A 23,787-nucleotide genomic window follows, 5' to 3' on the forward strand; every position below is an offset into this window, starting at 1 on the left:
GCGTGAGACGGCGTTGATAGCATTTTTCCGCGCCCGTCCAAGGCCATTCGCGCAACCATGCACAGGAAATGGAGTCTAGCCCGGCTCCTGCGGCGTTTCGGCCAGCCGCGTCAGCGTGTGGCGGCGGGCGCGAATCCAGTCGCGGGTCTGCTCATAGGCGAGCCGGAACACGTCGAGCCCCTCGGGACTGAGCGTCTTGTTGCGCAGCGCCATCAGCACCTCGTGCAGGATCTGGTCGAGGCTGGCGTCGGCGGCCTCGAGATCCGCGAGGGTTTCGGCATTGCGGCCTTGCGCGGCGATCTCCAGCACATGCTGCGTCAGGTCGCCGGCCGAGCGCGACGACACCCGCGTCCAGCGGCCGAACAGCCAGACCATGAACGAGCCGACCATGCCCGCCACCGGCGCGCCGAGATAGAAATAATCGCCATAGAGATCGATGAAGCTCTTTTCCTCGTCGTCGACATATTGCGCCGCGCCGGGATGGGCGAGCAGCGGCGCGTTCTTGTCGGTGTCGGGCGGGGAGATGGCGTCGGCGAATTCGCCGGGCAGAGCCAGATCGCCCTTGTTTTCCAGGATGAGCCGGGTCAGTTCGGCGGCGATGGCGTCGCGCAGACTTCCGCGCGTCACCAGACGCGTCTCCAGCGAGAGTGTGGACAGATCCGCGCCCGGCAACAGCGGGGCGCCCGAAAACAGCCCCTTCTCCACCGTCTCCTCGGCCAATCCCCGGATTTTCCGGACGAGCACCGGCGCTTCCGGCGCATCGGCGAAAATAACGTTGTTCTCGCGCGTCACACCGCGCAGCAGGTCGCCCTGCAGCAATTTCGACTGCGGCACGACGGCGAATATGACATTGGCGGCGCCGGCGCGGAACGCCTTCTCCACCCCCTCCCCGTCCGGCGGAACAATCACGCGGCGGTCGGCCTGCGGCAGGCCATAGGCGGCGAGAATGGCGCGCAGCAAGGCTTCGTCGGCCGCCTTGGGCCGGGCCAGGATCAGCTTGCGGTTGCGCAGCGCGGCGCCCGTCTCCGGCGCCTTGCCGCGATGGGCGATCAGGATGACGATGTCTTTTTCGAGAATGGCGAGGGCGCGGGCGGAGGCCGGCAATTTCGCATCGCTGCGGGCGGCGAGGAGATCGCATTCGTGGCGCTCGAAGGCGGCCGGGGCGTCCGGCGCCGGCGTGACGACGACGCGGACGCGTTGGGTGTGGGCGGCCAGGACCGGCTGCAGCCGCTCGGCGAAGCGTTCGTCCGCCCCGCCGCGCGCGACGCAGAATTTCAATGTCTTGACCTGATCGACCCACAGGCGCCCCGCCTTGATCGCCAGCGTGGCCGACAGCAGCGTCAGCGCGAACAGGGCCAGGCCGAGCAGAACGCGCCAGACCAGCGCGACGCGCTTGCGCGGCGCGGGCTTCCACGCCGACGGCTGCGCATATGTCTCCATGCCTCACCTCCGGGGCGCCGGGGCCTGAATGTCTTGCGCCCGCACGTCTTGGTTTAACCACGATCTTTTCGGAAAACACTTTCCGTCTTGCAAAGCCGACACATTGGCCTCGCGCCGTCTGTGGTGTATAGGGCCATTTCCCACGGTTTGAACGCGAGACGTCGCGCGGAGAGAGAAGATGGAACGCTGGTCGCCCGAGAGCTGGAGGTCCAAGCCGATCGTCCAGGTCCCGACCTATAAGGACGAGGCGGCCCTCGCCGAAGTCGAGAGGCAGATTTCCGGCTTCCCGCCGCTGGTCTTCGCCGGCGAGGCGCGCAAGCTCAAGAACGAACTCGCCAAGGTCTGCGAGGGCGAGGCTTTCCTGTTGCAGGGGGGCGATTGCGCCGAGAGCTTCGCCGAACATTCCGCCGACAATATCCGCGATTTCTTCCGCGTCTTCCTGCAGATGGCGGTGGTGATGACCTTTGGGGCCTCAATGCCCGTGGTCAAGCTCGGCCGCATCGCCGGGCAGTTCGCCAAGCCGCGCTCGGCCCCGAGCGAGACCATTGATGGCGTGGCGCTGCCGTCCTATCGCGGCGACATCGTCAACGACATCGAATTCAACGCCCAGGCGCGCGAGCCCGATCCGCGGCGGCAGCTGATGTCCTATCGCCAGTCGGCGGCGACGCTGAACCTTTTGCGCGCATTTGCAACGGGCGGATACGCCAATCTGGAGAACGCGCATCGGTGGATGCTCGGCTTCGTGCAGGACAGCCCGCAATCGGACCGTTACGCCAAGCTGGCCGACCATATCACCGAAACGCTCGGCTTCATGCGCGCCATCGGGCTCGACCCCGAGCATCACCCGGAATTGCGCCAGACCGACATCTATACGTCGCATGAGGCGCTGCTGCTCGGCTATGAGCAGGCGCTGACGCGCGTGGATTCCACCAGCGGCGAATATTACGCGACCTCCGGCCATTTCCTGTGGATCGGCGACCGCACCCGCCAGCCCGACCACGCCCATGTCGAATATATGCGCGGCATCAAGAATCCGATCGGCCTGAAATGCGGCCCCTCCACCACGCCGGACGGGCTGCTGCGGCTGATCGACATGCTCAACCCCGCCAATGAGCCGGGCCGCCTGACCCTGATCTCGCGCTTCGGCGCCGACAAGGTCGGCGACCATCTGCCGGCGCTGATCCGCGCCGTGCAGCGCGAGGGGCGCAAGGTGGTCTGGTCCTGCGACCCGATGCACGGCAACACCATCACCGCCAGCGGCTACAAGACCCGGCCGTTCGACAAGGTGGTGCAGGAAATCCGCAGCTTCTTCGACGTGCATCGCGCCGAAGGGTCCTATGCGGGCGGCATCCATCTGGAGATGACCGGCAATAACGTCACCGAATGCACCGGCGGCGCCCGCGCCCTGTCGGAAGCGGACTTGCGCTCGCGCTACATGACCTATTGCGATCCGCGCCTCAACGCCGAACAGGCCATCGAGGTCGCCTTCCTGGTGGCGGAAAAGCTGAAGCGGGACCGGCTGGCCTCGTCTTCGGCCAATGCGGCGGAATAATCGCGCCGAATGACCATGGCGCTCTCGGGAAAGGTCGCGCGACGCTTGAGCCGGCTCGGGCTCGCTCTCGCGCTGTGCGCCGCGCCTTTGGCCGGGGCTTCCGCGCAGACGCTCGACTGCGAGCGCCTGCGCGCCGCCATCGATTCCGCGCCGCGCGACTCGGGAGAGGCGCAGGCGGCGGCGCAATTGCGCGCGGACATCGAGCGCCTCGCCGCCCGCGCCGACGCCATCGGCTGCGAAAACCAGCAATTCCTGTTCTTCGGCTCGCCGCCACCGCCCGAATGCGGCGGGATCAAGCAAAGGCTGGCCGGCATGCGGGCGCGCTATGACGCGCTGCGCATGCGCAGCGCCGACAGCGGCCGGCGGCAGGCGATGATCGGGCAATATGCCGAATTCTGCGGCGGCGACGCGCCCGCCGGGGACGAACCGGCGCGCGAAACCGGCGGCGGTCTTGCGCGCGGCGGCAGCGAAGCGGTCTGCGTGCGCAAATGCGACGGCTATTACTTCCCGCTGACGCCGAGCATGAGCGGCGGGCGCGCCGAGCAACTGCGCGACCTCTGCCAGGCCTCCTGCCCCAACGCCGAGGTCGGCCTCTATTCGCGCGCGCCGAGGGCCGACATTTCCACGGCTGTGTCGGCGGAGTCGGGCGATCGCTACGCCGACCTGCCCAATGCGCTGAAATACACCAAAAAGTTCGACGCGTCCTGCACCTGCAAGAAACCGCAGCAAGGCTGGGCCGAACTTCTGGGCCGCGCCGATCAGATCCTCACAGATATCGACGGCGAGCGACCGGGCGAAGGTCCGCTAACCGTGAAACAGGCCGACGACCGCTCGCGCGCCCAGCCCGATTCGAAACTGGTGGAAAAGGCGCCGCCCAAGCCGAAAAAGAAGGCCAAGCCGGCGCCGCCGGCGATCTCGCCGCTCGACAGCCCGTTCCCGGACCGCGATTTTTAGCGACGCGCCTGAGGAACTCAGGCGCGCAGCCGCTCCAGAACCTTCAGCCGCCCGATCAGCGGCAATAATTTCGCCAGTTCCGGTCCGGCTTCGCGGCCGGTGAGCGCCAGCCGCAGCGGATGGAACAGATCGCGGCCTTTCCGCCCCGTCGCCTGTTTCAGCGCGCCGGTCCAGGCGCTCCAGGTCGTCTCGTCCCACGGTTCCGCCGGCAGCGCGGCGAGCGCGGCGTCGCGGAAATCGGCGTCGAGCGGCTGCGTCGGAATCTCGCCGGCGACCACCGTCCACCAATCCGCAATGTCTGCGAAAACGGCGAGGTTTCCTCGCGCGGCCAGCCAGAACGGCTCGGCCTTGTGGCCGACGATGTCCAAAGCCTCCAGCCGCTCACGCACCGAATCATAGCTCAGGCCGTGCAGCACGCGCTGCGACAGGGACTTCAATTCCTCGTCGTCGAACCGCGCGCTGGAATGCGAAATCGCCGAGAGATCGAACAGGCCCGCCAGTTCCGGCAGGCTGCGCACCGGCTGCACCGGAATCGCGCTGCCGGTCAGCGCCGCCATCGCCGCCACGGCCAGGGTCTCCACCCCGGCTTCACGCAGGCCTGAAATGGACAGCGCGCCGGTGCGCTTGGATAGCCCCTGCCCGTCCGCGCCGATCAGCAGGTTGTGGTGGCCGAACTGCGGGACGCGGCCGCCCAGCGTCTCGAACAGCTGGATTTGCACCGCCGTATTGGTGACATGGTCCTCGCCGCGAATGATGTGGGTGACGCCTGATTCGAGATCGTCCACCACCGACGGCAGCGTGTAGAGATAGGAGCCGTCCTCACGGATCAGCACCGGATCGGACAGCGAGGCGCAGTCGATATGGCTGTCGCCGCGCACCAGATCGCGCCAGCGCACCGTGTCGGGCGCCAGCTTGAAGCGCCAGTGCGGCCGCCGCCCCTGCGCCTCGAGATTCGCCCGCTCCTCCGCCGAGAGATTCAGCGCGGCGCGGTCGTAGATCGGCGGGGCGCCCCGAGCGATCTGCAGCCGCCGCCGCCGCTCCAGTTCCTCGCTCGTCTCGTAGCAGGGATAGAGCCGCCCGGCCTGTTTCAGCTTTTCCGTCGCAGCGTCATACAGCGCGAATCGCTCGGACTGGCGGAACTTGCGGTCCGCCGTGACGCCGAGCCAGGCCAGATCGACTTCGATGCCCAGCGCGAATTCTTCCGTCGATCGCTCGAAATCGGTGTCGTCGAAGCGCAGAATGAAGGTTCCGCCGCGTTTGCGGGCGAAGAAATAGTTCAAAAGCGCGGTGCGGGCGTTGCCGATATGGATGCGGCCAGTCGGCGAGGGCGCGAAACGCACCACGGGGGCGATGAAATCGCCCGATTTCACGGGATCGGTCATTCCGCGTATTTAGCGCGTTTCCCCGCCTGCGTCACGTTGCCCGACGGCCTGTCATATAAACGTGAAAAAAAATCCGCATAAGCGCCATGGGCGCGTCGAGCGCCTTCCGAAGATATTCTGACAGAAAGATCGGCGCGGATGACCGGTATGATCGCTGCGGGCGTGTGCGTAGCCCTTATCGCTTTCAATCTCTTTTCGCTGGGCGTCGTATTGTGGCGCTGCCGTCGGCGCGGGGAAAGCCTCGCCGCGCGCCTCGCCCGGACCGGCCTGCCCGATCCGACGCCGCCGGTCTCGATCGTGCGGCCCGTCTGCGGCCTGGAAGCCCATTCCGAGCTGACGCTGCGTTCGACCTTCGAACTGGATTATCCCGATTACGAAGTTCTGTTCTGCGTGCAGAAGAAGAACGACCCGATCATCCCGCTGGTGCAGAAGCTGATCGCCGAACAGCCCGAGGGACGCGGGCGGCTGCTGATCGGCGAGGATCCGATCAGCCCTAATCCAAAGCTCAACAATTGCTTCAAGGGCTGGCAGGCGGCGAAACACGCGTTCATCGTTCTCGCCGATTCCAATGTGCTGGCGCCGAAGGACTATCTGCAGCAAATGCTGGTGCGCTTCACGCCGGAGGTCGGCCTGGTCTGCTCGCCGCCGCTTGGCGTCATGCCCAAGGGCCCGACTGCCGAACTGGAATGCGCCTTCCTCAATTCGTTCCAGGCGCGCTGGCAGTTCTGCGCCGACGCCTTCGGCCAGGGCTTCGCGCAGGGCAAGAGCATGATGTGGCGGCGCGACATCGTCGAACAGGCCGGCGGCGTCGCGGCGCTGGCCTCGGAAATCGCCGAGGACGCCGCCGCCACCAAGCTGGTGCGCAACGCCGGCATGAAGGTGGCGCTGGTCGACCGTCCGTTCGGGCAGCCCCTCGGCGCCCGCACGCTGCGCGCCGTTTACCAGCGTCAGACCCGCTGGGCCCGCCTGCGCCGCGCCTCGTTCCCGCAGCTCTACGCGCCCGAAATCCTGGTCGGCTGCGTGATTCCCATGCTCGCCGGTGCCTATGCCGCGCGCGACTTCGGCTTCGAGCCCTGGACCGCCGCCGCCCTGGTCGCGCTGGCCTTCGCCGTGCCGGAAACCCTGGCCAATCTGGCTTTGCGCTGGCCGACCCATTGGGTGTCGCCGCTAGCCATCATCGCCCGCGACTGGGTGTTCGCGGTGATCTGGATCGACGGCTGGCTCGGCGACGATTTCGTCTGGCTCGGCAATTCGATGACGGTGCGCGAAGCCTCGGACGAACCCGCCGACCGCGCCGCGTAAGTCATTCCTCGAACCGCGCGCTCCCGGCCGGGCTTTCCGCCGCCACCGCAAAGTCCGGCTGGCGCGCGGACAGGCCGGGATCGCGGAACCGGTTGACAATGGGATAGCGGCGGTCGCGGCCGAAATTCTTCTTCGTCACCTTCACGCCCGGCGCCGACTGGCGCCGCTTGTATTCGGCCAGATAAAGCAGGCGCTCGATCTTCTTCACGGTCTCTACATCGTGGCCGCGCGCAACGATTTCGGCGACGCGCATGTCCTTCTCCACCAGACATTCCAGCATGTCGTCGAGCGCGTCATAGGGCGGCAGCGAATCCTGATCCTTCTGGTTCTCGCGCAGTTCCGCCGTCGGCGGTTTTGTAATGATGTTCTCGGGGATCACCACGCCATCCGGCCCGCGCGCGCCAAAAGGCTTCCAGCGGTTGCGCAGCCGGCACAGCCGGAACACCTCGGTCTTGTAGAGATCCTTGATCGGATTGAAGCCGCCGTTCATGTCGCCATAGAGCGTGGCGTAGCCGACCGACATTTCCGACTTGTTGCCGGTGGTCACCAGCATCGGGCCGAACTTGTTCGACACCGACATCAGGATCAGGCCGCGCGCGCGCGCCTGAATGTTCTCCTCGGTGACGCCGCGCTGGGTGCCCGCGAAAAGTCCCGACAAGGCCTGCTCGACGCCCTCGACGGCGGCGGCGATCGGCGTGACGTCGTAACGCAGGCCGAGCGCGCGGGCGCAATCCTCGGCGTCCCTGAGCGATTCGCCGGACGTGAAGCGATAGGGCAGCATGATGGCGTGAACTTTGTCCGCCCCCAGCGCGTCGACGGCGAGGGCGGCGCACAGCGCGGAATCGACGCCGCCCGACATGCCCAGCGCCACGCCGGGAAAGCCGTTTTTACGCACGTAATCGCGCAGGCCCAGCACGCAGGCGGCGTAATCGGCCTCGTCATCGCCCAGTTGCGCGGCGTCCGGCGCCTCCACGCAGCGCCAGCCGGAATCGCCGCGTTCGAACACGGCGCGCGCGACACATTCTTCGAACGCCGGCAGACGCCCCGCGACGGCGCAATCGGGATTGACGATGAAACTCGCGCCATCAAACGCCAGCTCGTCCTGGCCGCCGATCTGGTTGAGATAGACCAGCGGCAGTCCGCTCTCGACCACCCGCGCGGTGGCGACCGCCAGCCGCTCGTCGTCCTTGCCCCGCCAATAGGGCGAGCCATTGGGCGACAGCAGGATGTCCGCGCCAGTCTCGGCGAGGGTTTCGACCACGTCGGCCTGCCAGATATCCTCGCAGATCGGCAGTCCCAGCCGCACGCCGCGAAAATCCACCGGCCCCGGCATCGGGCCGGGATGGAACACGCGCTTTTCATCGAACACGCCGTAATTGGGCAGATCGACCTTGCGCCGGACCGCCGCGATGCGCCCGCCCTCAAGCAGGGCGTAGGCGTTGTGGCAGAAGCCGTCCTGCATCCAGGGCAGGCCGATCAGCACGGCCGGGCCGCCGTCGGCGGTGTCGCGCGCGAGATCCTCGAGCGCGCCGCCGCAAGCGTCCTGGAAGGCCGGCTTCAACACCAGATCCTCCGGAGGATAGCCGGCGAGAAACAGCTCGGAGAACATCACGAGATCGGCGCCCAGCTCCGCCGCCCGCTTTCGCGCTGTTCTGGCGCGAGACAAATTATCCTCCACCGCGCCGACGGTGGAATTGACTTGGGCGAGGGCGAGAACGAGGCGATCGAGGGGCGCAGTCATGGGGTCAATCTAGGCGAGGACGCGCAACGCGTCCATCGCCGCTGGCGTCAGCCTTGGCCGACCTGATAGTCCTTGATGTCGGTGAACTCGATCGCCGGCCAGCGCTCCTGATCGTAACGCAGGTTGAAGGCCGATTGCGCCAAAAACACCGGCGCGCCATCGAGATCGTTCGCCATCGCGGTTGGATAGGCGCGAATGAATTTTTCCAGCTCCGCCGGCTGGTCCGAACTGATCCAGCGGCAGATTTCGAAACGGCTGGTTTCGAAACTGACGGGCAGGCCATATTCGGCCTGCAGGCGTTCGGCCAGCACGTCGAGCTGCAGCGCGCCGACCACGCCGACCATGGCGGGCGAGCCGTCATGCGGGATGAACAGCTGCACCACGCCTTCTTCCGCCATTTGCTGCAGGGCTTCGCGCAGCTTTTTCGCCTTCATGGCGTCGCCGAGTTTGACGCGGCGCAGGATTTCCGGCGCGAAGCTCGGCACGCCGCGAAAAACCAGATTTTCGCCCTCGGTCAGCGTGTCGCCGATGCGCAGCGCGCCGTGGTTGGGAATGCCGACGACGTCGCCGGCATAGGCTTCCTCCGCCAGCTGGCGGTCCTGGGCGAAGAAGAACTGCGGCGCGTTGAGCGCGATGTTTTTCCCCGTGCGCGCCAGCCGCGCCTTCATCCCGCGCGTCAGCTTGCCGGAGGAGACGCGCATAAAAGCGATGCGGTCGCGGTGGTGAGGATCCATGTTCGCCTGAATCTTGAACACGAAGCCGCTCATCTTGGCTTCGCGCGGATCGACCTGGCGGGTGGCGGCGGCGACGGGCTGCGGCTCCGGCGCGAATTCGGCCAGAGCGTCGATCAGGTCCTGCACGCCAAATTTCTTAAGCGCCGAGCCGAAGAAGACGGGCGTGAGATGCCCCTCAAGAAAAGCCTGGACGTCGAAAGGCTTTTGCGCCTCGCGCGCCAGTTCGATCTCCTCCATCGCCAGCAGGGCGTCGGCGTCGGACGAAATCTCCGCGATTTTGGGATCTTCGGGGCCAGCGACTTTGATCGGCTCGGAATCCTCTTCCAGCAGGCGCACCAGATTGGCGCGCAGATCGTAGGTGCCGGCGAATCCCCTGCCCCGGCCGATCGGCCAGGTCAGCGCCACCGTGTCGAGGGCGAGCGTCTTTTCGATCTCGTCGAGCAGATCGAACGGGTCGCGGCTCTCGCGGTCCATCTTGTTGATGAAGGTAAGAATCGGAATGTCGCGCAGGCGGCAGACTTCAAACAGTTTTCGCGTGCGCGCTTCAATACCTTTGGCGGCGTCGATGACCATGATGGCGGAGTCGACGGCGGTGAGGGTGCGATACGTGTCTTCCGAGAAGTCTTCGTGGCCGGGCGTGTCGAGCAGGTTATAGACGCAATCGCCATATTCGAACGTCATCACCGAGGTGACGACGGAAATGCCGCGCTCGCGCTCGATGCCCATCCAGTCGGAGCGGGTCTGGCGGCGGTTGGCCTTGGCGCGCACCTCGCCGGCGAGCTGGATCGCTCCGCCGAACAGCAGCAGCTTTTCCGTCAGCGTGGTTTTGCCGGCGTCCGGGTGGGAAATGATGGCGAATGTGCGCCGCCGGGCGACGTGGTCTTTGGAAGGCATGGTCAAAACGGCGAGTCCAACTCTTACCTGACTGCTTATATTCTCCCGAGGGCTGAACGACCCGGGGTCGAATGTCAACATGGATCGCGCAGGAATTCGCGAGCGCCGGACCGCTGGCCCCGTGGATCAAGATCGCCCACGCCGGAATGGAGGCTCAGATGATTGTTGAACTTGTGCTGTTCGATCTGCCCGAAGGCGCGACCCGCGCATCCGCAGCGGCGCTCTACGAGACAACGGCGGCGCGCTGGGCCGACAACCCCGACCTGATTGAGAAATATTACTATTTCGACGCCGAAACCGGCGAAGGCGGCGGCGTCTACATTTGGCCCGATCGCGCGGCGGCGGAGCGATGGCGCGGCGAGGATTACCGCAAGATGATCGCCGAACTCTATGGCGCCTCGCCTCGCATACGCATCCTCGACGCGCTCATGCGCGTCGCGCCCGGCGCCATTCGCCAACTCTAGCCGCACACGCCCGGCGCGACCGACTGCCTTTAAAGGTCAGGCCGGCGTCTTCTGGCCGGCCTGGTGGGCGGCGATCCATTTCTGCAATTCGGCGACGTGCTCGCCTTCCTCGGCGACGAATTCGGCGGCGAGCGCCTTGATCTCAGGGTCGTCGGTCGTGTCGAGCACAGTCTTGTAGAAATCGCGGCCGGCCTGTTCGGCGGCCAGCGCGATCTCCAGCGCCTCGCCCTTGCAGATCATCGGGTCGGCGGCCCACAGCGCAGCCTTTTCCGGGCTTTCGAAATCCGGCCACTGATAGTCCATCGGGGCGAGATCGGGAATGTCGCGGTAGCCGGCGCGCGCCTTGGCGTCGCCGAGATGCAGGCGGGAATAGTCCGACAGCCGGCGGAACAGCTTGCCGACCTCGCCATTGCCGGCGGACTGCATCGCGTCGGCCAATTCGCCGAAACGCTCGGCCGCTTCCTGTTCAAGACGGACGGCGTAAGCCAGAAATTCCTCGACCGACTGCATGTGGCTCTCCTTTTCCTAAAGGATCTACGGCGCGGACGAAGGTTGAACAAGCACAACTATTGGGCGTGATGCCGAAATAGGCGGCGCGGACGCCGCCTCAGTCGAATTTCTCCTTGCGATGGTCGCGCGCCAGCAGAGAATAGACCGTGGGCGTGACGAACAACGTGAACAAGGTGCCGATGCTCATGCCGGCGGCGATGACGATGCCGATGGCGGCGCGGCTCTTGGCGCCGGCGCCGGCGGCGGTGATCAGCGGGATCACGCCGATCACCATCGCCGCCGTGGTCATCAGGATCGGGCGCAGGCGCACGCCGGCCGCATGCTCGATGGCCGCGCGCGGCGACAGGCCCTGCGTACGCTGCATATTGTTGGCGAAATCCACCATGAGGATGCCGTGCTTGGAAATCAGCCCGATCAGCGTCATCAGCCCGATCTGGGTGTAGATGTTGATCGAGGCCGCGCCGAAGAAGCCGAGCACGTTGAGCGGCATCAGCGCGCCGAACATCGAAGTCGGCAGCGCGATCAGGATGATGACGGGATCGCGGAAGCTTTCGAATTGCGCGGCCAGCACGAGGTAAATCACGATCAGCGAGAAGGCGAAGGCCAGCGCCAGCGTGTCGCCCTCCTGCACATATTGCCGGCTCTCGCCAAGGAAATCGTAGGTGTAGCCTTCGGGGAAGGTTTCGCCGGCCTTGGCTTTCAGGAAGTCGAGCGTCTCGCCCAGGGTGCGGCCGGGGAACGGCACGCCCGAGAGGGTGGCGGAATTCATTTGCTGGAAAGAGGTCAGCGCGTTGGGCTGAATTTTCTCGGTGATCTGCACCACGGTCGAGAGCGGGGTGAGCGCGCCCGAAGCCGTGCGCAACTGGTAGCGCGTCAGCCATTCCGCGCTCAGGCGGAAGTCGCGCGGGGCCTGCGGGATCACCTCGTAGGAGCGGCCGTAAAGGCTGAAGCGGTTGACATAATTGCCGCCGAGGAAGGTCGCGAGCGTCGCGCCGATGTCCTGCATGGAAATGCCGAGCGCATTGGCTTTTGAGGCGTCGATCTTTACTTCCAGTTGCGGCGTGTTGAATTTCAGATCGCCGTCGGTGAAGATGAACAGGCCGCTCTTGCGCGCCTCATCCTGCATGCGGTCGAGCACGCCGGACAGGGTCTGGAAGTCGCCCGCCGTGCGGATCACGAACTGAACCGGCGTTCCCCCGGTGCTGCCCGGCAGCGAGGGCAACGCAAAGGCCACCACCTGTCCGCCGGGGATTTCCGCGAGTTTCGGCCCCAGCCCCTGCAGCACCTGCTTCTGACCGCGCTCGCGGTCGCCCCAGGGTTTCAGGATCATGCCCGCGATGCCCTGCGACACGCCCTGCGAGCCGTTGATGGCGAAGACATGGTCCTTTTCCGGCACGGTGTCGAGCACCCGCTTCAGATTGCCGGTGACCTGCTCCATATAGTCGAGATTGGCCGATTGCGGCGTTTTGACAATGGTCAGCAGGAAGCCCTGGTCCTCCTCGGGCGCCAGTTCGCGCGGGGTGGACGCGTAGAACACGCCGGTGAGCGCCAGCGCCCCCACCAGCAACAGCAGAACGACCGGCCGATTGTCGAGCGCCCGGTGCAGCCGGCCCTCGTAGAGCACGCGCAGCTTTTCGAAGACGGCGTCGAGCCGTTCCGCCAGCCCCTTTTTGCCGCTGTCGCCGCGATGCGGCCGCAACAGCCGCGAGCACATCATCGGCGACAGCGTGAGCGCGATGAAGCCCGAGACCACCACGGAGCCGGCCAAGGTGAAGGCGAATTCCTTGAACAAGGCGCCCGACAGGCCGCCGACGAAGCCGATGGGCGCATAGACCGCCGCCAGCGTGATGGTCATGGCGATGACCGGCAGCGCGATCTCACGGGCGCCTTTCAGCGCGGCGTCGATGGGCGTCATGCCCTCCTCGATGTGCCGGTAAATGTTCTCCACCACCACGATGGCGTCGTCCACCACCAGGCCGATGGCCAGCACGAAGGCGAGCAGGGTCAGCAGGTTGATGGAATAGCCCATCACCAGCATGATGAACATCACGCCGATCAGCGACAGCGGAATGGTGATGAGCGGAATCACCGTCGAGCGGATGTCGCCCAGGAACAGGAAAATGACGCAGACGACGATCAGGACGGCTTCGATCAGGGTTTTCTGCACCTCATGGATCGAAGCGCGGATGAATTCGGTGGCGTCATAGGCGACAGCGGCCTTCAAGCCCGCCGGCAGGCCGGCCTGCAGATTGGGAAAGGCTTTGCGCACATCGGCGATGACGCTCAGGGGGTTGGCGGTGGGCGTGCCGTAAATGCCGATGAACACCGCCTTGAGGCCGTCGAACACGGCGGAGGAATCGACGCTCTCCGGCCCCAGTTCGATGCGCGCGACATCGCCGAGCCGCACCAGCGCGTCGCCGCGATTGAGCACGGTGAGCTGGGCGAACGCCCTGGCGTTGTCGAGCGAGGTCAGCGCGTCGATGGAGGTCTGGGTGTAGTCCGCCTTGATCTGGCCGGCGGCCGAGGTGAAATTGTTGGCGGTGAGCGCGGCGCGGATATCGGCGGCGGTGACCCCGCGCGCCGCCATCTTGTCGGGATCGAGCCAGACGCGCATGGCGAAATTCTGGCCGCCGAGAATTTGCGCGCTGGCGACGCCGTCAATGGTCTGCAAGGCGGGCTGAACCACGCGCGACAGGTAATCGGTGATCTGCGGCCCGGTGAGATCGGCCGAATTGAACGACATGTACATCAGCGCCGTGCTTTCGCCGGCTTGTTTGACCACGACGGGATCCAGCGCCTCGCGCGGCAGCAGGTACTTGACCTGGTTCACCTTGGCCAGCACGTCGGTGACGGCGCGGTCGGCGTTGGCGTTGAGGCGCAGGTTGAGCGTGATCAGCGAGGTGTTCTGCTGCGAGTTCGACACCATGGTGTCGACGCCCTCGGCGCTGGCCACCGCCTGCTCGATCGGGGTGGTGATGAATCCCTTGACCACGTCGGCGTTGGCGCCGGGATAGCTGGTGGTGATGGTGATGGTGGCCGAGGACAGGTTCGGATATTGCCGAATCTGCATCTGGAAGCCGGCCTGCGCGCCGACCAGCAGGATCAGCAGGCTGACCACGCTCGCCAGCACCGGGCGGCGGATGAAAAGATCGGTGAAGGCGCCCATGTGTCAGCGCCCCTTATTGCAACGGTCGCGGATTTTGCGGCGGCAGGCCCGTATCGGGCTCGATTTTCACCGCCGCATTCGGCTGCAGCTTGATCTGGCCCTGCGTGACCACCTTTTCGCCGGACTTGACGCCCTCCTGCAGCGCGACGCGCTCGCCGCGCGTTTCGCCGAGCCGCACGAAGCGCCGCTCGGCGTGCAGCGGCCCGTCAAATCCCTTTTGCGCGTCGTCAGGCGCCACGACGTAAACCGAGTCGCCATAAAGCGAATAGGAGATCGCCGTGCGCGGCAGGGTCACGGAATCGCGCGACTTGCCGGCTTCGACATCGACATTGGCGAACATGCCCGGCAGAATTTTCTTGTCGGGATTGGCCATTTCCGCCCGCACCAGCAGCGTGCGGGTGTCGCGGTCGACGCGGGCGTCGAGATTGACGATCTTGCCGGACACCTTGATTCCGCCGAGCAGATCGACCTGCGCCGTGACCGTCTGGCCCAGCGCCAGATCGCCAAAAAACTGCTCGGGCGCCTGAAAGTCGATATAGATCGGATCGAGCTGCTGCAGGCTGATCAGGGCGGCGCCGGCGGCGACATATTGGCCGACGTCGACCTTGCGGATGCCGACCCGGCCCGAAAAGGGCGCGGTGATGGTTTTCTGGGCGATGATGACCTTGGCGCGCTCGACCGCCGCGGCGGCGGTGTCGCGGGCCGCGACCGCCGCGTCGAGATTGGACTGGGAGGCGACGCCGCGCGCCGTCAGCGACTGCTGGCGCTGATAGGCGATTTCGGCGTTTTTCAGCGTGGCGGCGTTGGATTTCAGGTCGGCCTGCTCGCTGGCGTCGTCGATCCGGAACAGCAGATCGCCCTGGCGCACATCCTGGCCGTTTTTGACCGCCACCTCGGCGATGATCCCCGCCAACTGCCCGGCGGCGTCGATGCCCGGCACCGACTTGAACGTGCCGATGGCGGCAAGGCGCGGCGTCCAGCTCTCCGGGCGCGCCTCCTCAACCGACACGCCGTTGACCGGGCGCGGCGCCGACATGAAGCCGGCGATCATCGCCGGCTTGACCTTGAACTGCACGTAAGACAGCCCGCCGATCACGACGGCCAGCACGACGAAGGTGATGGTGAAAGATTTTGCGCGCATGGCTTCCATTTGAATCCGCAAGGCTAGCGCGTATGTAAGGAGATGTGCGCGCGCTGGCAATGCGTTTCCGCCGCTGGACGCCGCCTCGCTTTCGCCTGAGTTTGGCTATTGTTGAAGCTTGGTGAAGGGAGCGCGAATCGTGACGCCACGGCTTTTGACGACAGGTCTCGTGTTCGCGCCGATGCTGGCGGGCCTTGTGGCCCCGGCGGCGGCGCATCCCCATGTCTGGATCGCCGCGCGCGAGGAACTGCTGTTCGATCCGCAAGGCGAGATCGCCGCGATCCGCCACATCTGGACCTTCGACGAAATGTATTCCGCCTTCGCCGTGCAGGGCCTGGGCAAGGACGGCCAGCCGCCGACGCGCGAGGAGCTGGCCCCGCTGGCCAAGACCAATGTCGAATCGCTGGCGGAGTTCCAGTATTTCACCGCCGCCAAGACCGGCCCGCATTATCACGAATTCGGCGAGCCCCGGGATTACGGGCTGGAGGCCGACGCCAACAGGATCGTCACGCTGCGCTTCACCCTGCCGCTGAAAACTCCGGTCTCTCCCAAAAAGCCTTTTACTTTCATGGTCTATGACCCCACCTATTTCGTGGATATCGAGCTGGAGAAACACGACCCGGTGATCCTGAAGGACGCGCCCGCCGGCTGCTCCATGACCACGATCAAGCCGGAGCCGCTCACCGCGTCCGACCAGGGCAAGCTCAGCGAAAGTTATTTGTCCGGCCTGGCGCCTGGGCAGGATTTCGGCGTCAAGCTGGCGACGCGCACGCTGGTGGCCTGCCCGTGAGGCGGCTCGCCGGGATCGCCGCCCTGCTGGCCGCCAGCCCCGCGCTGGCCGATGTCGCGCGGAAAAATCCGTTTTCGCTCGGCGTCAACGAGGGATCGGTCGGCGAGGTCGGCCGGTTCGGCCTGTGGCTGCTGCGCCAGCAGGCGGAATTCTACCAGCTGTTGCGCGGCGGGGTCGAGGCGGCGGCGCAGAACCCGTCCGCCCTGGCGTCGCTGGCGGGCGCCGCCTTCGTTTATGGCGTGTTCCATGCGGCCGGCCCCGGCCATGGCAAGGCGGTGATCTCCTCCTACATGCTGGCCAACGAGCGGGCGATGAAGCGCGGGGTCGTCCTGTCCTTCCTCGCCGCCGGCTGGCAGGGGCTCGTCGCCATCGCGCTGGTGGGCGTCGCCACGCTGCTGCTGGGCGCGACGGCGCAGAGCATGACCGCCGCCATGGGCTGGATCGAAAAAGCCGCCTTCGCGGCCATCGCCGGCTTCGGCGGCTGGCTGCTGTGGCGCAAGGGCGCGGCCTTTGTCGCGGCGCTGCGGCCGCCGCCGCCGGTCAGCTCGCGCTTCACATGCGACGACGGCAAAGGCCCCCACCCTGCCGATTGCCCGCATTGCGTCGCGCCCGATCCGAAACGGCTGGGCCAGGATTTCTCATGGCGGCAGGGCGCGGCCACCGTGCTGGCGGCGGGATCGCGCCCCTGTTCCGGCGCGATCCTGGCGCTGGTGTTTTCCTCGGCGCTGCACGCCTTCCCGGTCGGCGTCTGGGCGACGCTCGCCATGGCCATGGGAACGGCGTTAACCACCGCGGGCCTCGCCGCCGCCGCCGTTCTGTTCAAATCCGGCATGACGCGGCTGCTCGGCGCCCGCACGCGGCGCGCGGAACTGTTCGCGCGGGGCCTTGAGGCGCTGGCGGCGCTGGCGGTGCTGCTGCTCGGCCTTTCGCTGCTGCTGGGGCTTTGGGCGTCGGGCGGCTGACCCGATGTCAGGTGAATAGCGCCCGTCGGATCAAAGGTATAAATGTCGCATGCAGGCGCGAGCTTCGCGCCATTGTGGAAGGAGGCCGGCAATGAACGCGATCCACGCCAGTTTCGAGGGCAAACGAGTTCGCGACGCGATGAAATCGCCGGCCGTCTCGGTGAGGCCGGAGGATTCCGCCCGCCACGCCGCCGAAATCATGATCCAGCTGCGGGTCAGCGGCCTGCCGGTGGTCGACGCCGAGAACCGGCCGGTCGGCGTGGTGAGCGAGACCGATTTCCGCTATGGCGACGAGGCGGAGCGCGCCCGGCAGCGCGACGCCTGGGTGCGGTACATTTCCGAGGGTCAGGAGATGTCCGGCGCCTATCTCGAAGCGCTGGAGCGCGAGGCCGGCCAGGTCAAGCGCATCATGGCCTCGCCCGCGATCTGCATCGACGAGGACGCCAGCCTGATCGAGGCCGCCGAACTGCTGGCGCGGCATCGCATCCGCCGTCTCGTGGCGGTTCGCGACGGCAAGGTGGCCGGCGTCATCACCCGCGCCAGCCTGTTGCGTTTTTTCGCGCCGGACCGCCCGAAGGCGCGGCCGCTGCCGACCCCGGACGAATTCGAGGAGGCTATTGAGGCGGCGGGCCTGCCGCCCGCGCCGCCGCCAGCCGACGCGCCGCACATCGAGGGCGTGGCCAGCGCCGCCGAACTGAAGAAACTCGTCGGCGATTTCGAGCGCCACAAAGTGGAGATGAAAGCGGATGTCGCCCGCCAGGCCAAAGCCAAACGCGATGAGGCGGTCAAGCACATGCTGCGCGCCAAATTCACCAATGCGGAAATGACGAGCCTGCTGTCGCAAGCGGTAGAGGCGGCGCGCAACGGCGAAGCGAGTTGCGTCGCCCTGACCTTCCCCGCCGCGCTCTGCACCGATGGCGGCCGCACCATCAACCTGCCCTCGCCGGACTGGCCGGCGAGCTTGCGCGGCAAGGCCGCCGATTTCTTCCTGCGCTGGGAGAAGGAGCTGAAGCCGCTCGGCTATGCGCTTTCCGCGCGGATCGCCACCTTCCCGGACGGGTTTCCGGGCGACGCCGAACTGTCGCTGGTCTGGGGCCGCGAGGGATGATCCCCCGCGACCTTTTTTAAATCAATAACACACGCGGTAGGTGCGGACGCGCCAACCATAGGGCGTATAGACGCGCTTGCGCCTGAGCACGCAGTCTTCTTCCTCGTAGCCGTAGGACGGATAGGCGTAGACCGGCGCGTCCCAGCCCCAATAGGGGCGGTAACCCCAGCCGCCATGCCGCCAGCCGCCATGATGGCCATGCCAACCGCCGTAATTACCGCCGCCGCCGTAATAGCCTCCGCCACGGGGCCCCCCGCCGACGCCAGCGAAACCGCCGCCACCGCCGCCGCGACCCGCGAAGCCTCCACCGCCGCCGCCCGCAAAGCCGCCGCCGCCCACGAAGCCGCCGCCACCGCCGCCTCCGCCTCCGCCGACGCCCGCAAAGCCGCCGCCCGCCGAAGCGGAACTGGCGAAGGCTAGAGCTGAAGCCGCTACGGCCGAGGCCGCCGCGATCTTGATGAAAGTTGACGCCATGGCGCTCACTCCTCTTTTCGCGGCCGAACTTACGCCCTTCAGACCTGAACTCAACATGAACTTGGCGGCAAGCTTACGCGGCCGCGGCCATTTCCGCCGCCATTCGGTCCACCGCGGGATAGTCGATCTTGCCCGAACCGAGCAGGGGAATGGCTTCGACCACCACCACCTGCGCCGGCAGCATCAGTTCGGTCGCGCCCATGCCCTTGGCGAAGGGAATGAAATCGCTGCGGTTGGCGTTGGCCGCCTCGGTGAACAGAATCAGCTTCTCGCCCTTCCGCGGGTCGGGCTGCGTCACCACGGCCAGTTTCGAATCGGGCCAGAAGGCGCTCGCCAGGGCCTCGACCGCCGCCAGCGAGATCATCTCGCCGCCGATCTTGGCGAAGCGCTTGGCGCGGCCCTTGATGGCGACGAAACCCTGGTCGTCGATGGTCACGATATCGCCGGTGTCGTGCCAGCCGTCCCGGGGCGGCTCCATCACGCCGGGATCTTCTGCGCGCAGATAGCCCATCATGATATTGGGGCCGCGCACATGCAGGCGTCCGCCTTCGGCGATCCCCGGCACCGGCTCCAGCCGGGCCTCGATGCCCGGCAGCAACCGGCCGACCGTGCCGAACTTGTTGAACATGGGCGTGTTCAGGCCGAGCACCGGCGCGCATTCGGTGACGCCGTAGCCTTCCAGAATCCGCAGGCCGAACTTCTCGTCATAGGCCTTGCGCGTCGCCTCCTTCACCGGCTCCGCGCCGGCGATCACATAGCGCAGCGAACGGAAATCGTAGGGGTGGGCGGAGCGGGCGTAACCGGCGAGCAGCGTGTCCGTGCCGAACAGGATGGTGGCGTTGCAGGCGTAAACCAGTTCCGGGATGATGCGGTAGTGCAGCGGCGAGGGATAGAGGTAGAGCTGCACGCCCGACACCAGCGGCAGCAGCATGCCCGCCGTCAGGCCGAAGGAATGGAACACCGGCAGGATGTTGAAGGCGCGGTCCTGCGGGCCGAAATCGATGCGCGCCGCCGCCTGGGCCACATTGCACAGGATGTTCTTGTGCGACAGCATCACCCCTTTGGGCGCGCCTTCCGAGCCTGACGTGAACAGGATGGCGGCGCATTTTTCCGGGTCGCTGGCGTGGATCGGCGTCCCGGCCCGGAGCGCGCCGCGCAGCTTGTCGAGCGCTGAAACCGTCGCCTTGACGTCTTCAAGATAGATGAACTCGACCTTCTCGCCGACCCTGTCGACCAAAGGCTGCAGATTGGCTTTTTCGATGAAGCCGCGCGAGGTGACGATGCGCGTCACCTTGGCCGCCGCGCAGGCGGCGAGAATATTGGCCGGACCGGCGGTGAAATTGATCATGGCCGGGGGATGGTTGGCCGAACTCAGGCCGAGCACGGCCAAAGCCGCCGCATTGGAATTGGGCAGCATCAGCCCGAGCGGCGCGCCGGGCTCGGCGAAGCCGTCGAGCTTCTCGCCGACGACACGGGCGCCGATCAGCAGCTTGCGATAGGTCAGCGCGCCGCTGACCGGGTCCTCCACCGCCACCCGGCCCATGCCGAATTTCTGCGCGGCGTCGACCACGGATTCGAAAATGGTCTTGCGGCTGTCCGTGGTGCGGAAGACCAGATCGGACATCACCTGATACAGCGCCGCGCCTGCGGCCATTCGCCGCGCCTTGCCGCGTAACTTTTCGTCAACCTTCAGCTCGACCGGCTCCAGCACGGTGACTCGCACTTTCCGGAGCCAGCGCCGCGGCGCCTGCTCGCGCGACAGCCGGGAAAAGGCCGTGCTCTCCAGTCCGTCGAGGCGCACCGGAACGACTTTCACGCCGGATTTCTCCGCGATCATGCCGGCGCCGTCATAGACCTTCATCAGCGACCCCGTGACGGTGAGCCGTCCTTCGGGGAAGATCACCATGCTGGCGCCGTCGCGCACCTCCTGAATCAGGCCGCGTGTCGCCAAAGGCTTTGTCGGATCAAGCGCATAGGTGCGGGCGAAGCGCAGGAACGGCTTGATCCACCACACCTTTGCGATCTGCGAATCGATGGCGAACACCGCCTTGCCGTCAAGCAGGGAGAAGGCGAGCGGCGCATCGAGAAAACTGACATGGTTCAACGCCACGATACAGTTCGGCCCCGCCTTGGCCAAATTTTCGCGCCCCACCACCTCCAGGCGATAGAAGGCGCGAAACACAATGGAGAGCAGGTCGCTGAGGGGATTGGTCGGCAAGGTCTTGAACATCCAGATGGCCGAAACAGCACAGGCTGCGCCCATTAGCGCAAACAGGCCGGAAAAGCCAAGACCCGCCGCCTGCAACGCCGCGACCGCCACGGCGCCGAGAACCATGAAGGCGGCGTTGAGCACATTGACGGCGGCGACCACCCGCGCCCTCTTGTCCGGGTCGGCCCAGGCCTGGGCGGCGGAAAAACTCGGCACCGCCAGCACGCCGCCGGCGAAAGCCAGGCCGCACAGATCGACGCCTACGCGCCACGCCAGGGCATGGCCGAAGAAATCGCCGTCCGGCGCGATCGGCGCGACGCCGCGCAGGGCCAGCGCCAGTTCGAGCGAGGAAAAGCCCATGGCCAAAGCCGCGACCGGCGCTGGCAGCAGTACGATGCGGCCGGCGCAGAGGAAGGCGCCGAGGCCCGAGCCGAGCGCGACCGCCACAGCGAAGGCCGCGAGATAATAGGAGACGGCCATCTCGTCGCCGCCGAGCTGCATCTTCACCAGCGGCGGCAACAGGGACAGGGCGATGGCGCCGAACATCCAGAACAGGCTGACCATCACGCCCACCCGCCACAGGCGGCTGTCGCCCCACAGGCCCGAGATCAGATGCCCGGTCGAACGGAAGATGTTCTTCTCGACCTTCAGATTGGGCGCGGCCTCGCCGGTTTTCGGTATGAACAGGCTGGCGATGTAGCAGGCGGCGGCGATGCCAAGCATGGCGATCGCGAAATTCGCGGGATCGCCGCCGCCCCGGGAGGCGAAACCGCCGGCGAGCGTGCCAAGCAGGATGGCCACAAAAGTCGCGCCCTCGATCAGGGCGTTGCCGACCGGCAGTTCGCTCTTGTGCAGATGGTCGGGCAGGATGCCGTATTTGATCGGCCCGAACAGGGCGGAAATGCACCCGAACAGCCCGAGCGCCGCGAACAGCAGCGGAATGGATTGCAGCGAGAAGCCGGCGACGGCCAGCGCGGCGGCGAGCATTTCGGTCAGCTTCAGCCGCTGCGCGATCCGGGCTTTGTCGAAGCGGTCGGCCAATTGGCCGCCCAGGCCCGAGAGCAGGAAGAACGGCAGGATGAACAGGCCGCCCGCGAGCGTCACCAGGGATTGCGCGCCCGAAGCATCGCCCGCGCCCGCCATCTTGAACATGATGAGGAAGACCAGCGCGTTCTTCAGGAAATTGTCGTTGAAGGCGGAAAGAAACTGCGTCCAGAACAGGGGCGCGAATTTGCGGCCGGTCAACAAGGCGAACATCTGGTCCTCCCGAAGCCGCGTAAAGTGCGGCAAAACGCGGAAATTATCCGTTGACGTAATGTCGCAGGGAGGACGCCCCAGGGAGTCTCCCGTCCGGGGATTGTGCGCCGGCGTTCATCAGGACGCGTTCGGTCGTCCCGACTTCCCCGCCGTCGGCGACAAGCAGGACTGTAACAGCATGAAGACGCCCATGCCGAGATAGGACTTTGGTTCAAGGTGGCCGGCGAGCCTCCCCGCCGCGCCGGCTGTGACCAAGGCCGGCGCGGCTTTTACGCGATGGGAGGCGAACGGGACGGGCGCACCGACTCAGGCGGCGATTTTCGCGCGCAACCGGGCGAACACATCCTCGGAGGTCGGGCGCAGGCGGAGGCCGCAACCGGCTTCGGCGACCTTTTCCGCGCTTTTCTTTGGGCGGCCCTCGGCGTTCAGTTCAGCGCGCGCCGCCTCGGCGTCATGAGCCAGAAGATTGCGGTCGATCAGGCGGGCGAGAGTCGCTTCCGCCTCGGCGAAACCGGCGCGCAGGGGATGGTCGCTCTTGGCGTCGCGGCGCAACCGCCCGAGCGAATCCTTGGCCCGCGCCAGCGCGCGTCCGCGTTGCAACTCCGCGATCCGGCTTTCGAACCGGCGCAGGCGGGCGCGCATCTTGGCGAATTCGCCTTCGTAAAGCGCGCAGGCGCGGCGGCTGGCGTCGCGATCAGCTTCCAGATCGGCCAGCAGGCCGGCGGTCTCCAGCGCGAGATCGTCGCGATCCCGGCTCAATGCGGCGCAGGCGCGGGCTTCGAGGCCGGCGATCTCGGCTTCCAAAGTGGCGAGGCGCCGCCGTTCCGCCCGCTGCTCGCTGGCGGCCAGCGCGGCCGCCTTTCTGGCCTGCGCCAGCGCCGCGGCGAAATCGCGGATTTGCTGGTCGAGAAGGGTCAAGGCGTCAGCATTGGACCCCGTCTCTTCCGCATGAAAGCCCCGACCGCGAAACAGAGTGACGAGCGTCTTGAACATTGCCGTTCCCGTGCTATGAACATTGTTCAGGCAGCTGTAGCGCAGCGATGAACGCTGTTCAAGCATAATTTTGAACGGCGTTCATAATACCACGCAACAAGGTTAATGAATGACTAAAGCCGAAGACCGCCGCGGCCAGCAGCGCGAACGCCTGATCGAGACCGCGGAAGCGACCATCGCCGCCTCGGGGCATGACGCCCTCAAGGCGCGGGAACTGGCCGCCGCCGTCGGCGTTTCGCTGGGCGGTCTCTACAATCTGGTCGGCGACCTCGACGAATTGATGCTGCTGGTTTCCGCGCGCACGTTGCGCCGGCTCGACGCGGCGCTGTCGGCGGCGGCCACCAACGACGATCCCGCCGAGCGTCTCGTGGCCATCGCCCTGGCCTATTGCCGCTTCGCCCGCGACAATCAGGCTTTGTGGCGCGCCCTGTTCGACCATCGTTTTGTCGAAGACAAGCCCCTGCCCGACTGGCACGCGCGAACCCAGCTCGGGCTGTTCCTGCATCTCGCCGAACCGCTGCGGCGGATCGCCCCGCACAAGAGCGACGAGCAACGCCAGGTGCTTGCGCGCACATGGTTTTCCGCCGTTCATGGCGTCGTTTTGCTCGGCATCGCGGAAATGCTGGTCGCCGTGCCCTATGACGCGCTGGAGGCGCAGATCGCCGAGATGGTGCGCATGCTCTGCGCGGGCGCCGAGCGGACTTAACGAAATTT

18 protein-coding genes are annotated in these 23,787 nt (G+C 66.3%); 8 read left to right on the top strand and 10 right to left on the bottom strand.

All coding sequences use genetic code 11. From position 1 onward, the window contains the following. Positions 1–75: 75 nt before the first annotated feature. Positions 76–1,440: a type 2 periplasmic-binding domain-containing protein gene (locus tag CFB24_RS03860; protein WP_088519219.1), complete on the bottom strand. Its 1,365-nt coding sequence runs from the start codon at positions 1,438–1,440 to the stop codon at positions 76–78. A gap of 178 nt (positions 1,441–1,618) precedes the next feature. Between CFB24_RS03860 and CFB24_RS03865 the strand changes: the two genes are divergently transcribed. Beyond that, positions 1,619–2,992: a class II 3-deoxy-7-phosphoheptulonate synthase gene (locus CFB24_RS03865; RefSeq protein WP_088519220.1), complete on the top strand. Its 1,374-nt coding sequence runs from the start codon at positions 1,619–1,621 to the stop codon at positions 2,990–2,992. Between the two features lie 9 nt (positions 2,993–3,001). Next, on the top strand, positions 3,002–3,946 hold the full coding sequence (locus CFB24_RS03870) for a DUF2865 domain-containing protein (RefSeq protein ID WP_088519221.1): 945 nt from the start codon (positions 3,002–3,004) through the stop codon (positions 3,944–3,946). 17 nt (positions 3,947–3,963) lie between these two features. Here the strand turns inward: CFB24_RS03870 and gltX are convergent, their stop codons facing one another. Continuing rightward, complete coding sequence (gene gltX, locus CFB24_RS03875) at positions 3,964–5,328, bottom strand: glutamate--tRNA ligase (RefSeq protein ID WP_088519222.1); 1,365 nt, start codon at positions 5,326–5,328, stop codon at positions 3,964–3,966. A gap of 138 nt (positions 5,329–5,466) precedes the next feature. On the opposite strand from gltX, the gene CFB24_RS03880 reads away from it, so the two are divergent. Beyond that, complete coding sequence (locus CFB24_RS03880; protein ID WP_088519223.1) at positions 5,467–6,630, top strand: ceramide glucosyltransferase; 1,164 nt, start codon at positions 5,467–5,469, stop codon at positions 6,628–6,630. 1 nt (position 6,631) lies between these two features. Here the strand turns inward: CFB24_RS03880 and CFB24_RS03885 are convergent, their stop codons facing one another. Continuing rightward, a complete protein-coding gene (locus CFB24_RS03885) occupies positions 6,632–8,371 on the bottom strand; it encodes an NAD+ synthase (protein ID WP_088519224.1) in 1,740 nt (579 codons plus the stop codon). Between the two features lie 47 nt (positions 8,372–8,418). Beyond that, entirely contained in the window at positions 8,419–9,999 is a 1,581-nt protein-coding gene (locus CFB24_RS03890; protein WP_088519225.1) for a peptide chain release factor 3, read from the bottom strand. A 158-nt stretch (positions 10,000–10,157) separates the two neighbouring features. Here CFB24_RS03890 and CFB24_RS03895 point away from each other — a divergent pair, with 158 nt between their 5' ends. Continuing rightward, the gene (locus CFB24_RS03895; protein WP_141098342.1) at positions 10,158–10,463 is read left to right on the top strand and encodes a hypothetical protein; all 306 of its coding nucleotides are present in this window, start codon (positions 10,158–10,160) and stop codon (positions 10,461–10,463) included. 36 nt (positions 10,464–10,499) lie between these two features. Here CFB24_RS03895 and CFB24_RS03900 read toward each other — a convergent pair whose 3' ends face one another. The 3 genes from CFB24_RS03900 to CFB24_RS03910 all read right to left on the bottom strand — a co-directional run bounded on the left by CFB24_RS03900 (position 10,500) and on the right by CFB24_RS03910 (position 15,280). Then, entirely contained in the window at positions 10,500–10,973 is a 474-nt protein-coding gene (locus CFB24_RS03900; RefSeq protein ID WP_088519227.1) for a ferritin-like domain-containing protein, read from the bottom strand. 97 nt (positions 10,974–11,070) lie between these two features. Beyond that, positions 11,071–14,139, bottom strand: a complete 3,069-nt coding sequence (locus tag CFB24_RS03905) for a multidrug efflux RND transporter permease subunit (protein ID WP_088519228.1) — start codon at positions 14,137–14,139, stop codon at positions 11,071–11,073. A 13-nt stretch (positions 14,140–14,152) separates the two neighbouring features. Continuing rightward, the gene (locus tag CFB24_RS03910) at positions 14,153–15,280 is read right to left on the bottom strand and encodes an efflux RND transporter periplasmic adaptor subunit (RefSeq protein ID WP_088519517.1); all 1,128 of its coding nucleotides are present in this window, start codon (positions 15,278–15,280) and stop codon (positions 14,153–14,155) included. A 139-nt stretch (positions 15,281–15,419) separates the two neighbouring features. Here CFB24_RS03910 and CFB24_RS03915 point away from each other — a divergent pair, with 139 nt between their 5' ends. The 3 genes from CFB24_RS03915 to CFB24_RS03925 all read left to right on the top strand — a co-directional run bounded on the left by CFB24_RS03915 (position 15,420) and on the right by CFB24_RS03925 (position 18,140). Next, on the top strand, positions 15,420–16,070 hold the full coding sequence (locus CFB24_RS03915) for a DUF1007 family protein (protein WP_338064168.1): 651 nt from the start codon (positions 15,420–15,422) through the stop codon (positions 16,068–16,070). Further along, positions 16,067–17,032, top strand: coding sequence for a nickel/cobalt transporter (locus CFB24_RS03920; protein ID WP_244593107.1), 966 nt, complete (start codon positions 16,067–16,069; stop codon positions 17,030–17,032). The genes CFB24_RS03915 and CFB24_RS03920 overlap by 4 nt, the downstream gene beginning before the upstream one ends. Positions 17,033–17,123: 91 nt before the next feature. After that, positions 17,124–18,140: a CBS domain-containing protein gene (locus CFB24_RS03925; RefSeq protein WP_158255137.1), complete on the top strand. Its 1,017-nt coding sequence runs from the start codon at positions 17,124–17,126 to the stop codon at positions 18,138–18,140. A 21-nt stretch (positions 18,141–18,161) separates the two neighbouring features. Here the strand turns inward: CFB24_RS03925 and CFB24_RS22985 are convergent, their stop codons facing one another. The 3 genes from CFB24_RS22985 to CFB24_RS03940 all read right to left on the bottom strand — a co-directional run bounded on the left by CFB24_RS22985 (position 18,162) and on the right by CFB24_RS03940 (position 23,073). Next, a complete protein-coding gene (locus tag CFB24_RS22985) occupies positions 18,162–18,614 on the bottom strand; it encodes a hypothetical protein (protein ID WP_170133745.1) in 453 nt (150 codons plus the stop codon). Between the two features lie 73 nt (positions 18,615–18,687). Further along, complete coding sequence (locus tag CFB24_RS03935; RefSeq protein ID WP_088519231.1) at positions 18,688–22,080, bottom strand: acyl-[ACP]--phospholipid O-acyltransferase; 3,393 nt, start codon at positions 22,078–22,080, stop codon at positions 18,688–18,690. A gap of 306 nt (positions 22,081–22,386) precedes the next feature. After that, positions 22,387–23,073: a PspA/IM30 family protein gene (locus CFB24_RS03940; protein WP_158255321.1), complete on the bottom strand. Its 687-nt coding sequence runs from the start codon at positions 23,071–23,073 to the stop codon at positions 22,387–22,389. 109 nt (positions 23,074–23,182) lie between these two features. Between CFB24_RS03940 and CFB24_RS03945 the strand changes: the two genes are divergently transcribed. Next, on the top strand, positions 23,183–23,779 hold the full coding sequence (locus CFB24_RS03945; protein WP_088519233.1) for a TetR/AcrR family transcriptional regulator: 597 nt from the start codon (positions 23,183–23,185) through the stop codon (positions 23,777–23,779). Positions 23,780–23,787 lie beyond the last annotated feature (8 nt).

It is taken from the genome of Rhodoblastus acidophilus (genome assembly GCF_900187365.1).
Taxonomy (GTDB): domain Bacteria; phylum Pseudomonadota; class Alphaproteobacteria; order Rhizobiales; family Beijerinckiaceae; genus Rhodoblastus; species Rhodoblastus acidophilus.